Here is a 12,733-nt window from a genome sequence, read left to right as displayed (position 1 = left end):
AATGGGCGGCAGGTTGTCCCCGCCGCCCATCATATAAGCCTGCGATTAGCGGCTGGCGACGCGCTTCTTGCCGTACGTGATTTTGTAGATCGCGCCAGAGTAGTCGTCGGACACCAGCATCGAGCCGTCCTTCGCAACGACGACGTCGACCGGGCGGCCGATATAGGCGTTGTTCTGGATGAAGCCGGTCAGGAACGGCGCGACCGATTTCACAGTGCCGTCCTTGTTCAGCGTTGCTACTACGACGTCACCACCGAGCTTCGTCGAGCGGTTCCACGAGCCGTGGCGCGCGATGAAGATCTGGTTGCGATACTGCTTCGGGAAAGACGCTCCGGTGTAGAAGCGCATGCCGAGAGCGGCCGTGTGCGGGCCGAGCAGAGCGACCGGCTTCACATAGTCCGCGCAGCTCTTGCCCCAGCCGAATTCCGGATCCGGAAAGTCGCCCTGATGGCAGAACGGTGCACCGAAATGCTGGCCCGCCTTAGTGACGCGGTTGAGTTCGTCAGCCGGTAGATCTTCCGACGTCCAATCGCGGCCGTTGTCGGTAAAATAAAGTTCCTTCGTCACTGGGTGCCAGTCGAAGCCGACCGTGTTGCGCACGCCCCAGGCGACGACTTCCGAGTTTGAACCATCGAGGTTCATACGGCGGATCTGTGCGTGCTGATCCGACGGAAGGCAGATGTTGCAGGGCTGGCCGACCGGTACATACAGTTTGTCGTCCGGGCCGATGCCGATGAACTTCCAGCCGTGAGGCTCGTCGCTCGGGAACTTGTCGCTGATGAGGACTGGCTGCGGCGGATTGTCCAGCTTCGACTCGATGTCGTCGTAGCGCCAGACCTTCGAAAGTTCCGCGACGTAGAGCGAACCGTTCTTGAAAGCGATGCCGTTCGGGCGATGCAGGCCTTTGGCGATCGTCTTGACCTCACGCTTTCCGTCTTTCTCGACGATCGCGTAGACGTTGCCGGCAAGGCGCGTCGAAACGAAGAGCGTCCCCTTGTCGCCGAAGCGCATCGAGCGCGCATTGGCAACGCCCGTGGCGTAGAGCTCAATGTTGAAGCCAGCGGGAAGCTTGAGCTTGTCGAGCTGGAACTTGTCGGCGGCAAGCGGGATCGGCGGCGGCGCGACCGGTGCCAATTTCTTGGCGGCTTCGCTTTCGGGTTGGCCAATCAGAGGATGCCCGGGCGGAAGATTTTGCGGATTTTGCTGCGCGATGGCGGACGTAACGCCAAGCGCCAGCATGAGTGAGCCAGCCAAAAGCCAGCGGTTATGCTTCGATATCATGAAGGACCTCCCGGAAGGGTTTTCTATCGTTGGTAGGTGTGATCCGGCGCGGAGTGTTATGCGCTTTCGGTTTATGCGCAATGTTATTTTTGATGATCGCTCCGGTGCTTAAGCTTCATCGGAGACGGCGTTGCGCAACAGGCCGATACCGGGCACTTCGACTTCGACGACGTCACCAGGCTTCAGCCATATCGGCGGGTCGAAACGAGCGCCCGCACCCGTAGGCGTGCCGCTGACGATCATGTCGCCGGGGCGCAATGTCGTGAAGGTCGAAATGTAGGTGATCAGATCCGCGAAGGTGAAGATCAAATTCTCGGTCGTATCGTCCTGACGCACCTCGGCGTTGACGCGTGTCGTGAGCGAGAAGGGTTTCGTCCAATCGATCTCGTCGGATGTGACCATGAACGGGCCGATGCTGCCCGAGGCGTCGAAGTTCTTGCCTTGCGTGACGTTAAATTTTCCGTGACGCAGCCAATCGCGCACGCTGCCTTCGTTGCACAATGTGAGGCCGGCGATGTGGCCGAGCGCATTCTCGCGCGCGATGTGACGGCCTTCGCGGCCGATCACCAGCACGATCTCACCCTCATAGTCGAATTGCTCGGATGCGCGCGGTCGCACGATCGGCACATCGTGACCAACGAAAGATGTCGGAACGCGGATGAACAGGCTCGGATACTTCGGCAGCTCCGAGCCGTCGCGATATTCGGCATTGCGGTTGGCGTAGTTGACGCCGACGCAGATAATCTTTTCCGGCTCGACGACGGGCGGCAGCAGCGTGACAGCGCTCAACGGATAGTCGGCGCGCACGCCGGTGGCGTTGGCTTTGACTTCGTCGATCGCAGACGCGCGCAGGACCTCGAGCAACGATCTGAAGCGCGGTGCCAGCCGGCGGCCGAGGTCGACGACCCCGTCGCCCGCGACGGCGCCGAACGTATTTCGTCCTTCAATCTGAAAGCTCGCGAACTGCATGACAGCGCTTTACTCCTAGTTGCTTGACGTTGGCGGTGGCGATCGCCACGATTCAGCTTACCTATCAGGCAACATGCCATGCGGCCGCGCAACCCACCTGTTGGCCATTTCTTTGCATGGCGATGCGCGCCACATTAACCGGTCGAAAGTGTTTCCATGACTGCGCACGACAAGCCGATCGATCTCGCCGAGAGTGCAGCCGGCATCGAGAGTTGGGTCAAGATCGAGAGCCCGACAAAGGTGCCCGGCGCCGTCAACCGGATGATCGATCGCGTGCAAGAAGAGTTCCGCGATGTGCCGGTCACGATGCAGCGTATCGCGGGCCGTGATGGTTTTGCGGACAATCTCATCGTGCGAACGGAAGGTGAGGGGCAACGCATTCTCTTGTTGTCGCATGTCGACACGGTGCATCCGGTTGGAACACTGGCTGGCCCGCTTCAGCTGCGCCGCGATGGCGACAAGATGTATGGTCCCGGCGTGTGCGATATGAAGGGCGGTGCATATCTCGCGATGGATGCGCTGCGCCGCGTTGCGCATGCGCGCTCGAACAAGCTCCCGATTACGTTTCTGTTCACGCCTGACGAGGAAGTCGGCAGTCCGACATCGCGTGCGCTCATCGAAGCCGAAGCGAAGCATGCGAAATATGCGCTGGTGACCGAAGCGGCGCGCGACGGCGGCAAGATCGTCACGGCGCGCAAAGGCGTGGGCCGTTTCGTGATGGCGGCGCTTGGCGTGCCGGCGCATTCCGGCGTCGCGCACGATAAGGGCCGCAGTGCGATCCGCGAGATGGCGCACCAAATTCTCGCGATCGAAGGGATGACGGATTATGCGCGCGGCGTCACGACGACTGTCGGCATGATGTCCGGCGGAACGGCCGCGAATGTCATTCCGGAACACGCAAGGATATCGATCGATTTGCGCGTGCGCGACGCCGCCAGCGGACGCGAATTCGCGGAGAGAATTTTATCGCTCAGGTCGCGCGATCCGGAGGTGAAACTGGAGATCACCGGCGGTATGAACCGTCCGCCGTTCGAAAAATCTCCCGGCATCGCGGCACTGTTTCGCCATGCGCAGGACTGTGCGCGCGAGATCGGCTTTGCGCTGGAAGACGTCCCCATGACGGGCGGGGGCAGCGACGGGAACTTCACGGCGGCGCTCGACGTTCCGACGCTCGATGGACTCGGGGTTGATGGAGCGGGGGCGCACACGCATTGGGAGCATGGGTTGCTCTCTTCGATCATCCCGCGCACGCGCCTTCTGCAGCGGATGTTCGAAACGCTGACCTAAAAAGGCATCACATTGCCTAGCGGCGACGCTTGACGGCGATGGCATTTCGGCGCGACGATCCGGTGTTGCCGTATTAGGCAATTCCGCCATGCCGACACAGAAGCCGCTTTCATTGCGCGGCCGATCGCATGGGCTCCGTGCCATTTTTAACTTGCGAAGGTTATTTCCATGAATGTGCATTTCAAGCCGATCGATGTGGCCAAAGTTGCCGAAGGCATCGAAAGCTGGGTGAAGATCGAAAGCCCGACATCATCGCGCGAAGCGGTCAACCAGATGATCGACCAAGCCCAAAGCGAGTTCGACGGTGTGCCGGTCGCGTTGGAGCGCATCCCTGGGCGCGACGGTTACGGCGATTGTCTGTTCGCGCGCACGGAAGGGGAGGGGAAACGCATTCTCGTTCTCTCCCATCTCGATACTGTGCATCCGATCGGCACTGCGGCCGGCCCGCTGCCGATCCGCCGCGAGGGCGACAAAATGTTTGGTCCCGGCATCTACGATATGAAGGGCGGCGCATATCTCGCGATGGACGCCTTCCGCCGTGTCGTCAGTGCGGGCAGCCACAAACTGCCGATCACGTTCCTGTTCACGCCCGACGAAGAGGTCGGCAGTCCGAGCTCGCGCGCGATCATCGAGGCCGAGGCGCAGAATGCGGCCTTTGCGATCGTCACCGAGCCGACCTGGCACAACTACGTGGTGACGGGGCGCAAAGGCATCGGCCGCTTCGATATCAACGCGACCGGCGTGCCCGCACATGCTGGCGCCAACCACGAAAAGGGGCGTAGCGCGATCAACGAGATCGCTCACCAGATTCTCGCGATCGCCGCGATGACGGATTACGCGCGGGGCATCACGACCAATGTCGGCATGATCTCGGGCGGCACCGCTTCAAACGTTATCCCAAGGGACGCTCATATTTCGATCGACGTGCGCGTGCTCAACCCGGAAAGCGCCGAAGAGGTGAAAGAAAAGCTGCTGTCGCTCAAGCCGCATGATCCGGATGTGAAGCTCGACATCACCGGGAAATTTACGCGTCCGCCTTATGTGAAGTCGGAGGGCACCGAGGCCTTCCTGCAGCACACGCGCAAGCTCGCCGCCGAGATTGGCTTCGAATTGCCGGAAGCGCCGCAGGACGGTGGCGGTAGCGACGCCAATTTCACGGCAGCGCTCGGGGTGCCGACGCTCGACTCGCTCGGCATCGACGGTGACGGGGCGCACACGCATTTTGAGCACGGGTTGCTGTCGTGCCTCGAGCCGCGGTTGCGCCTGTTCCAGCGTTTGATGGAGACGTTGCAGTAGAGGTTTCGCTATACGCCGCCGCCAATCGGCGGACGGCGGCGTGTGCTCGAGCGAGCGTGCTTGAGCCAAGCAGCCGGCGCTGTTGCGCTTGCGGCGGCTGCTGATAGAAACGTGGCGTGACATATCTTCTTGTTTTCTTCGGTGGTGGACTGGGCGCGGCGCTGCGGCATGGGATCAATGTCGCGGCGTTTCGGCTCTTCGGTCCGGCATTCCCGATCGGGACCTTGTTCATCAACGTCACGGGTTCGTTTGTGATGGGCCTGATCGCGGGGTACTTCGCGCTCAAGGGTGACCTCTCACAGAATTGGCGGCTTTTTCTCACCACCGGCATTCTCGGTGGCTACACGACTTTCTCGGCGTTCTCGCTCGACGCCATTCTGCTGTGGGAGCGAAGCGAAACCGGTCTCGCGATTTTGTATGTCGCTGCGTCCGTCATTCTGTCGCTGGTCGGACTCGTCCTCGGCTTGTGGATCGCACGCAGCTTCGGCTGAGCCGTCGAGCCGGCTTTACAAAACTTTACCTTCGAGAGACGCGGACGAAACGGCACCAGGCGACAAGGGTTGCGCCGGTTTGCACTGCCGGCATCTGCCGAAGAGCGCCGGCGCGGAAGACAAGCCCCTGCTTCCGCGGCCGGTGCTCATCGGTTCCCCTCGGAGGACCCCCATGCCCGCCGATCTTTTTCCATTCGTCCGCTCCTTCATGAAATCGGCCCGCGCGGTCGGCGCGATTGCGCCGTCCGGCCGTCAGCTCGCCGATGTGATCACGTCCGAAATTTCGCGTTCCGTCGCGCCGGTGATCGAACTCGGTCCCGGGACCGGCGTCTTCACGCGCGCGATGCTCGATCGCGGGCTCGAACAGGAAGACATCGCGCTTATCGAATACGGTTCGGATTTCGTGCGGCATCTGCAGATACGCTTCCCGAACACGCATATCCAATGGATGGACGCGGGTTGGCTCAGCCGGGTCGAACTCTTCGGTCATGGTAAAACCGGTGCGGTGGTGAGCGGTCTCCCGCTGCTGGCGATGCCGCCGAAGAAGGTGATGCAGATCCTCGACGGCGCCTTCACGCATCTGCGCCCAGGCGGCGTCTTCTATCAATTCACCTACGCGCCGGTCTGCCCGATCCCGCGTGCAATTCTCGATCGCATGGGGCTGAAGGCGACACGTTTCGGTGGCGCTTGCAGCAACTTGCCGCCCGCGGCCGTCTACCGTATCCGGCGCCGCCCGGCCGGCATGTTGAGCCGAAATGGTCCGGTCGCGCGTTTAGTCGACGGAGTTGCGGGATGACGACGATGATCGGCTTGCTCGCTCTGACAACGGCAGCGTTTTTCACCGGTGCTGCTGTCTACATTCTGATCGCAGAACAGCCCGCTCGACTTAGGCTCGACGACCGAGCCCTGCTGACGCAGTGGCAGCCGGCGTACAAGCGCGGTTTCGCCTTGCAGGCGCCGTTGGCTTTCCTCGGTTTTCTCCTCGGCGTGACCGGCTGGTGGCAGACGGGCAGCCAGCTGTTCCTTTTCGGTGGACTGCTGATGATGGCGAATTGGCCTTGGACCGTATTTGTCATGTTGCCGACGAATAAGACTTTGCTGGCCATGCGGCCCGAGGCGCCCGGCCCTGAATTACGATCTTTGATCGAGCGTTGGGGCGTTCTTCATGGCGTCCGCGCAGCGCTTGGTGGCCTCGCCGTCATTTCGTTTCTGGCCGGGCATCTTTAACGCTCGCAGCTTGACTTGGTGCTCGCATAATGAGAATGAATGTTCGCTCTTTCACGTATCTGTGAGTCGATTGTTTCATTAAACGACAACTTTCGCGTGCTGGTGGACCGATAGGTGGTCCGGTAGCGTCGATTCGGGTGATTTTTCAGGAATGCGCCGCGCCAACGCTCAGCTGCAGCTCGATCGCCGGACGGCGATCCTCGAAGCCGCGCAGCGATGCTTTGCGCGCTCCGGTTTTCATCAATCGTCGATGCAGGAAATCTGTGCCGAGGCGCGCATGAGCCCCGGCAATCTCTACCGCTACTTCCCCTCCAAGGAAGCGATCATTGCCGGCATCTGCGAACGCGATCGGCGTGACGCAGCGCGCGATTTCGCGGCGCTCGATACGGCGCCGGACTTCTTCAAGGGCCTCGAAGGCTTGGCACGGCACTACCTCGTCGAGCGTCCCGCCGAGGAGGTCGCGCTCTGGACCGAGATCATGGCCGAGAGCCGGCGCAATCCCGAGATCTCGGCGCTGATGAAGGAAGGCGACGCGGATATCACGGCGCGCATGACCGACATGCTCAAGCATGCCGGCGCGCGCGGAGAAATCGCGACCGACCTCGATTACCCGGGCGTCGTCGCCGCCATGATGGCGCTTGCCGACGGCCTGACCTGGCGTCGCGCCGTCGACCCAGACTTCAACGCAGAGACGGCGCTGCCGTCGGTTCTGCGCATGGTGCACAGCCTGCTGACGACGCCGCTTTCGGCGCAAAGCAGGTCGAATAACGGAGACGAGAAATGAAAGGCGCGCGGATTACCGCCGTCGTTTTGGTGTTGGCCGCGGCCGGCTGGATCGCGTCAGGCCATCTCGGCTCGAACGATAGCAAGAGCCAAGCCGCCGTGCGGCCGAACGAGAAAGCCGCCAAGGTGTTCCGCGTCGGCATTTTGAAGACGGAACGTGTCTCGCATCGCCAGAAGCTGACGATTTCGGGGCGCACCGAGGCTGACAAACGCGTCATGATCACGGCGCGGACGGGCGGCGTGCTGACCGATTTGCGCGTCAAGCGCGGCACAGTCGTGAAGGAAGGCGACATCATCGCGATCCTTTCCGACGAGGCGCGCGAGTCGCAGGTAATCCAGGCGCGCGCGGTTGCGGTGCAGAAGCGTGCGGAGTTCGAGGCGAAGAGCCGCCTGATCCAGCAAGGCAATATGCCGAAGCTCGAGGCCGGCAATCTCGAAGCCCAGCTGAAAATTGCGGAAGCGCAGCTTGCCGCGGCGGAAGCCGAGCGCGAGCGCGGTGTCGTGCGCGCGCCGTGGTCCGGCATCATCAACGATGTTTCGGTCGAGGTCGGTCAAGCCGCCTTTTCGTTCTCCGGCAAGGAGCTGGCGCAGATCGTCTCGCTCGACCCAATGCTTGCGGTTGTCGAGGTCGCCGAGCGCAAGATTGGCGGCATCAAGCCTGGAGACGAAGCCGAAATCCGTCTCGTCACCGGGCAAACCGCGAAAGGCAAGGTGCGCTTCGTATCCCGTAGCGCGAGCCAGACGACGCGCACGTACCGCGTCGAAATCGAAATCCCGAATGCGGATGGTGCGATTGCGGACGGCGTCACGGCCGAGGTGTCGATCCGGCTTGCTGCCAATGAGGCGACGCGCGTGCCGCGCTCCGCTCTCGTGTTTGCGTCGAACGGCGATCTCGGTCTGCGTTTCGTCAACGCGGAGAGTGTTGTTGCGTTCGCGCCGGTGGCGGTCGTCGAAGACGATCAGGCTTTCATGTGGGTTGCGGGTATTCCGGATGGCGCGAGCGTGATCGTCGAGGGTCAAGACTTCGTCCGCGAAGGCCAGAAGGTCGACGCGGTGCCGGTCGCGCCGCAGAAAACCGCGGCGAACTAAGTTATGCAAGCGATCATCAACTACGCGATCAGCCACGCGCGGCTCACGATCGCGACTTTGATCTTCCTGCTGCTGGCGGGCTTCGTCGCCTATCGCACGATCCCGAAGGAAGCCGAGCCGGACGTCAAAGTCCCGATCATCTACACGCAGATTACGCAGCGCGGCATCAGCCCGGAAGATTCCGAGCGCCTTTTGCTTCGCCCGATCGAGACCAAGCTCAAATCGGTCGGCAACGTGAAGGAAATGCGCTCAACCGCCTTCGAGGGCGGCGGTTACGTGCTGCTCGAATTCGAAGCCGGCTTCGACTCCAAGTCCGCGCTCGCCGACGTGCGTGCGAAGGTTGACGAGGCCAAACGCGATCTGCCACGCGAGGCCGACGAGCCGGTGGTGCAGGAGGTCAATCTCTCGCTCTATCCGGTCCTTGTTATCGCGCTGGCCGGCGAGTTGCCGGAGCGAACGCTGCTGCGCATCGCGCGCATCGCCAAGAATGCGATCGAGCAGGCGCCGGGCGTGCTGCAGGCAGAGATGCGCGGCGGGCGCGATGAGGTGGTCGAAATCATCGCCGAGCCGATGCTTATGAAGAGCTACGGCGTCTCGCTCGAACAGCTCATTCAGGCAACCACGCAGTCGAATAGCCTTGTCGCGGCCGGTGCGCTGGAAGGTTCGAGCGGGCGTTTTGCCGTAAAGGTCCCGGCGCTGATTGAGCGTCCGGAAGATGTACTGAAAATCCCAGTCGCTGCGACGGCCGGTGCTGTCGTCACGCTCGGTGACGTCGCGCAGGTGCGCCCGACGTTTAAGGACGCAACGTCGATCACGCGTGTCAACGGCCGCCCCGCCATGACGATTGAAGTGTCGAAGCGCACCGGCGCGAACCTCATCGAAACCGTCGACGGTGTGAAGAAGGTCGTCGAGCAGCTGAAGAAAACGTGGCCCGAGGCCGTTCAAGTTTCTTACACGCAGGATAAGTCAAAGCTGATCCGTCAGATGTTGGCCGATCTGCAGAACTCGGTCGCTACCGGCGTGCTGCTCGTCATCGTGATCATGCTGTTTGCGCTCGGGTTCCGCGCGTCGCTCTTCATCGGCATCGCGATTCCGGCCTCGTTCCTCGCCGGCGTGCTGGGGCTGCAGCTCGCGGGTCTGACCGTCAACATCGTCGTGCTGTTCTCGCTCATCCTGGCGGTCGGCATGCTGGTCGACGACGCGATCATCGTCTCCGAATACGCCGAGCGGCGCATGGCTGAGGGCATGCCGCCGAAGGAGGCGTATTCGCTCGCGGCCTATCGCATGGCGGGTCCGGTCATCGCGGCGACGGCGACGCGCGTTGCGGCGTTCTCGCCGCTCCTGTTCTGGCCCGGCATCGTCGGGCAATTCATGAAGTATCTGCCGATCACACTGATCGCGACGCTGTCCGCGTCGCTGGTCGTGGCGCTGATCTTCACGCCGACGCTCGGCGCGCTGCTCGGCCGTGCGTCCGTCGTGCCGCACGACGAGCGCGCGAAAGACACTGGCCCGTATATGCGGACCGTGAAGCTTGCCGTGAAGCATCCGTGGGCGACGCTGTCATTGGCTGTGCTGCTGCTCGTGAGCGTCCAGTTCGCGTACGGAAAATACGGCAACGGCGTCGAGTTCTTCCCGAAGGTCGAGCCGGACTACGGCCTCGTCGTCATCCACGGCCGCGGCAATCTCTCGATCGCCGAAAAGGATCGGGCGATCCGCGCGGTCGAGGCTGAAGTGCTGAAGATGCCGGGCCTCGAGACTGTCTACACGCGCGTCGGCGAGCAGCCGCGCGGCTCGCAGGAAATCTCGGAAGATACGATCGGCGTCATCCAGTATGAGTTCGTCGATTGGAAGCAGCGCCCCGCCGCGCATGTGATCATGGATGAGCTGCGCCAGAAAACGGCGCATATCGCCGGCATCGAAGTCGAAGTGACGGCGCCGCGCGCGGGTCCGCCGACCGGCAAGCCCGTGCAGGTGCAGCTCTCCGCCATCGATCCGGATGCGCTTCCGGCAGCCGCGAAGAAGGTGGCCGACATGCTGCGCGCGCGCAGCGACATCCGCGACTTGGATGACGGTTTGCCGCTGCCGGGCATCGACTGGAAGCTCTCGGTCGACAAGGCCGAGGCTGCGAAATACGGCGCCGGCGTAACGACGGTCGGCAACGTCGTGCAGCTTGTCACCAACGGCACGAAGATCACGGAATTCCGTCCGTCCGACAACGACAAGGAAGTCGACATCATCGTCCGCTTTCCGGAAAACCGCCGGAGTCTCGATCAGATCGACGAGCTGCGTGTGCAGACGAGCGCCGGCCACGTGCCGATCGGCAATTTCGTGCAGCGCACTGCTGTGCCGCGCATCGGCTATATCAATCGCGTCGGCGGCAATCGCGTGATGACGCTGCAGGCCAACGTGCCGGAAGGCGTGCAGACCGCGGTGATCCAGCAAGAGATCGCGGCGGAGCTGTCGAAGGGCGTGCTCGGGTCGGGTGTCTTCTGGAAGCTGAAGGGCGAGGACGAAGAGCGTGAGAAAGCCGGCGCGTTCCTGATGAAGGCGTTTGGCGCAGCGATCTTCTTGATCTTCGCGATCCTGCTGGCGCAGTTCAACAAGTTGACGTCGGTCGGGCTTGTGCTCACGGCAGTGGTGCTCTCGACCATCGGCGTGCTGCTCGGCGCGATGATCATGGGGCAGCCGTTCGGCGTCGTGATGACCGGCATCGGCATCATCGCGAATGCGGGTGTCATCGTGAACAACAACATCGTGTTGATCGACACGTATGACCGGCTGCGCCGCGAAGGCGTCGCGGCCTACGACGCGATTATGGAGACGTGCCGCGAACGTGCGCGTCCCGTGGTGCTCACGGCGGTCACGGCTATTCTCGGCGTGCTGCCGATCGCGTTCGGCATGAACATTGAGTTTCTGCACCGCGAGCTCACGATCGGTGCGCCCGCGACGCAGTGGTGGATATCGCTGTCGACCGCGATCGTCTTCGGTCTCGGCTTTGCGACGATCCTCACGCTAATCGTTACGCCGGCGGCTCTGATGGCGATCGATAACCTCGCGCAACGCCGTATCCGTTTCATGGCGCGGCGCGCGGAGCGCCGGGCGATGAAGCAGGCGATGGCAACGCCGGCCGAGTAGGTGATCGCCGCACGGAGTTGCGTGATCGATCGGAGGATGGAGTCCCCTCTTTCTCCGCGATCATGCCTCACTGCCCTCTCTTCTGCCGAGAGAGGGCCGGGCGGAGAGGAACTCGTTTCGCGTATCCTCTCCGCCTGTTTCCATTCGCGTTTGATGCAAATGCGCCGGTTCTGAAACTAAGTCCGCCTCAGAGCCGTTGAATGAATATGTTCACGCGCAAGAAAGACAAGGCGCCGCCGCTCGTGGCGGTCAACCATGCCGGCTCACTGTCGGTACCGGGGGAATTCGCAACGGTGCCATGCAACGTCCTGCGGATGTCTGCTACCGCGGCTGAGTTGAGGCTCGATCGGCCGCGACAGTTGCCGTCCGCGTTCCGCCTGACGATCCGCGGCGAAGCGCGGTCGCGGTCGTGTCAGCTTGTCTCGGCCGAACGGCGAAGCGTGCAGGTCCGCTTCGCCTGATCGGCATGCCACGCATGACGTGGCGGATGGAGACTTGCGTATCGCCCTAGCCTCATGGTCTTTCACCGCAACTCAAGGTGATCCATGCCGCTAGACCCTTCGCCCATCGTGGCGCTCGCGCCCGTCATTCCGGTTCTCACGATCGAGCGCGTCGAAGATGCTGTGCCGCTCGCGCGCGCGCTGGTTGCAGGTGGCCTCAAGGCTCTTGAGGTGACATTGCGGACCGAAAGCGGGCTGAAAGCGATCGAAGCTATCGCCCGCGACGTGCCGGACGCTGTCGTCGGCGTCGGGACGGTGACGAAGACCTGGCATGTCGCCAGTGCATTCGACGCCGGCGCGCGTTTCATCGTCAGCCCCGGAACGCCGGGGTGGCTTGCCGAGCACCTTGCCGATGCGCCCATCCCGGTTTTCCCGGGCTGCGCGACCGTGACCGAGGCGATGGCGCTGTCGGCACTCGGCTTCTCGGTGCTGAAATTCTTCCCGGCCGAGGCGTCCGGCGGTATGAACTGGCTGAAATCTGTCGCGGCACCACTCGCGGCTTTAAAATTTTGCCCGACCGGCGGGATCGATACGAAGAACGCAGCGGCTTATCTTGCGCTGCCGAATGTCGTCGCGGTTGGTGGTTCCTGGGTTGCGCCGAAGGATGCGGTCGCGGCCGGTGATTTCGCGCGCGTGACGGCGCTGTCGTGGGAAGCCGCAGCACTCAAGGTCTGA

The 12,733-nt window shown here is 62.5% G+C and carries 12 protein-coding genes; 10 read left to right on the top strand and 2 right to left on the bottom strand.

Annotated elements, in window-relative coordinates:
- Positions 1-45: 45 nt before the first annotated feature.
- Positions 46-1,281, bottom strand: a complete 1,236-nt coding sequence (locus tag GJW30_RS01450) for a PQQ-dependent sugar dehydrogenase (RefSeq protein WP_165391602.1) — start codon at positions 1,279-1,281, stop codon at positions 46-48.
- A 108-nt stretch (positions 1,282-1,389) separates the two neighbouring features.
- The gene (locus GJW30_RS01445; RefSeq protein ID WP_096350780.1) at positions 1,390-2,250 is read right to left on the bottom strand and encodes a fumarylacetoacetate hydrolase family protein; all 861 of its coding nucleotides are present in this window, start codon (positions 2,248-2,250) and stop codon (positions 1,390-1,392) included.
- Positions 2,251-2,406: 156 nt separating this feature from the next.
- Between GJW30_RS01445 and GJW30_RS01440 the strand changes: the two genes are divergently transcribed.
- The 10 genes from GJW30_RS01440 (at position 2,407) to eda (ending at position 12,733) form a co-directional block, all read left to right on the top strand.
- A complete protein-coding gene (locus GJW30_RS01440) occupies positions 2,407-3,537 on the top strand; it encodes a M20 family metallopeptidase (protein ID WP_096350778.1) in 1,131 nt (376 codons plus the stop codon).
- Between the two features lie 168 nt (positions 3,538-3,705).
- Positions 3,706-4,833: a M20 family metallopeptidase gene (locus GJW30_RS01435; protein WP_096350776.1), complete on the top strand. Its 1,128-nt coding sequence runs from the start codon at positions 3,706-3,708 to the stop codon at positions 4,831-4,833.
- Between the two features lie 116 nt (positions 4,834-4,949).
- Positions 4,950-5,324, top strand: a complete 375-nt coding sequence (gene crcB / locus GJW30_RS01430; protein WP_096350774.1) for a fluoride efflux transporter CrcB — start codon at positions 4,950-4,952, stop codon at positions 5,322-5,324.
- Positions 5,325-5,496: 172 nt separating this feature from the next.
- Entirely contained in the window at positions 5,497-6,120 is a 624-nt protein-coding gene (locus tag GJW30_RS01425) for a class I SAM-dependent methyltransferase (RefSeq protein WP_096350772.1), read from the top strand.
- Between the two features lie 5 nt (positions 6,121-6,125).
- Positions 6,126-6,551: an anthrone oxygenase family protein gene (locus GJW30_RS01420; protein ID WP_096358588.1), complete on the top strand. Its 426-nt coding sequence runs from the start codon at positions 6,126-6,128 to the stop codon at positions 6,549-6,551.
- Positions 6,552-6,702: 151 nt separating this feature from the next.
- Positions 6,703-7,335, top strand: a complete 633-nt coding sequence (locus GJW30_RS01415; RefSeq protein ID WP_096350770.1) for a TetR/AcrR family transcriptional regulator — start codon at positions 6,703-6,705, stop codon at positions 7,333-7,335.
- Complete coding sequence (locus tag GJW30_RS01410) at positions 7,332-8,423, top strand: efflux RND transporter periplasmic adaptor subunit (RefSeq protein WP_096350768.1); 1,092 nt, start codon at positions 7,332-7,334, stop codon at positions 8,421-8,423. Before GJW30_RS01415 ends, GJW30_RS01410 begins: the two co-directional genes overlap by 4 nt.
- 3 nt (positions 8,424-8,426) lie before the next feature.
- Positions 8,427-11,558: an efflux RND transporter permease subunit gene (locus GJW30_RS01405; protein ID WP_096350766.1), complete on the top strand. Its 3,132-nt coding sequence runs from the start codon at positions 8,427-8,429 to the stop codon at positions 11,556-11,558.
- Positions 11,559-11,758: 200 nt separating this feature from the next.
- On the top strand, positions 11,759-12,019 hold the full coding sequence (locus tag GJW30_RS01400) for a hypothetical protein (RefSeq protein WP_130364699.1): 261 nt from the start codon (positions 11,759-11,761) through the stop codon (positions 12,017-12,019).
- An 84-nt stretch (positions 12,020-12,103) separates the two neighbouring features.
- Positions 12,104-12,733: a bifunctional 4-hydroxy-2-oxoglutarate aldolase/2-dehydro-3-deoxy-phosphogluconate aldolase gene (gene eda / locus GJW30_RS01395; RefSeq protein ID WP_096350763.1), complete on the top strand. Its 630-nt coding sequence runs from the start codon at positions 12,104-12,106 to the stop codon at positions 12,731-12,733.

Origin of the sequence: Variibacter gotjawalensis, from assembly GCF_002355335.1 — a bacterium.
GTDB lineage: Bacteria > Pseudomonadota > Alphaproteobacteria > Rhizobiales > Xanthobacteraceae > Variibacter > Variibacter gotjawalensis.
This window is presented reverse-complemented; position numbering and strand designations above follow the sequence as displayed.

Bases quoted from the DNA above. Each gene is read 5' to 3' on its own strand.
- GJW30_RS01450 (WP_165391602.1), bottom strand. From the start codon at position 1,281: ATGATATCGAAGCATAACCGCTGGCTTTTGGCTGGCTCACTCATGCTG.
- GJW30_RS01440 (WP_096350778.1), top strand. From the start codon at position 2,407: ATGACTGCGCACGACAAGCCGATCGATCTCGCCGAGAGTGCAGCCGGC.
- GJW30_RS01435 (WP_096350776.1), top strand. From the start codon at position 3,706: ATGAATGTGCATTTCAAGCCGATCGATGTGGCCAAAGTTGCCGAAGGC.
- GJW30_RS01445 (WP_096350780.1), bottom strand. From the start codon at position 2,250: ATGCAGTTCGCGAGCTTTCAGATTGAAGGACGAAATACGTTCGGCGCC.
- GJW30_RS01410 (WP_096350768.1), top strand. From the start codon at position 7,332: ATGAAAGGCGCGCGGATTACCGCCGTCGTTTTGGTGTTGGCCGCGGCC.
- GJW30_RS01400 (WP_130364699.1), top strand. From the start codon at position 11,759: ATGAATATGTTCACGCGCAAGAAAGACAAGGCGCCGCCGCTCGTGGCG.
- GJW30_RS01415 (WP_096350770.1), top strand. From the start codon at position 6,703: ATGCGCCGCGCCAACGCTCAGCTGCAGCTCGATCGCCGGACGGCGATC.
- eda (WP_096350763.1), top strand. From the start codon at position 12,104: ATGCCGCTAGACCCTTCGCCCATCGTGGCGCTCGCGCCCGTCATTCCG.
- GJW30_RS01425 (WP_096350772.1), top strand. From the start codon at position 5,497: ATGCCCGCCGATCTTTTTCCATTCGTCCGCTCCTTCATGAAATCGGCC.
- GJW30_RS01405 (WP_096350766.1), top strand. From the start codon at position 8,427: ATGCAAGCGATCATCAACTACGCGATCAGCCACGCGCGGCTCACGATC.
- GJW30_RS01420 (WP_096358588.1), top strand. From the start codon at position 6,126: ATGATCGGCTTGCTCGCTCTGACAACGGCAGCGTTTTTCACCGGTGCT.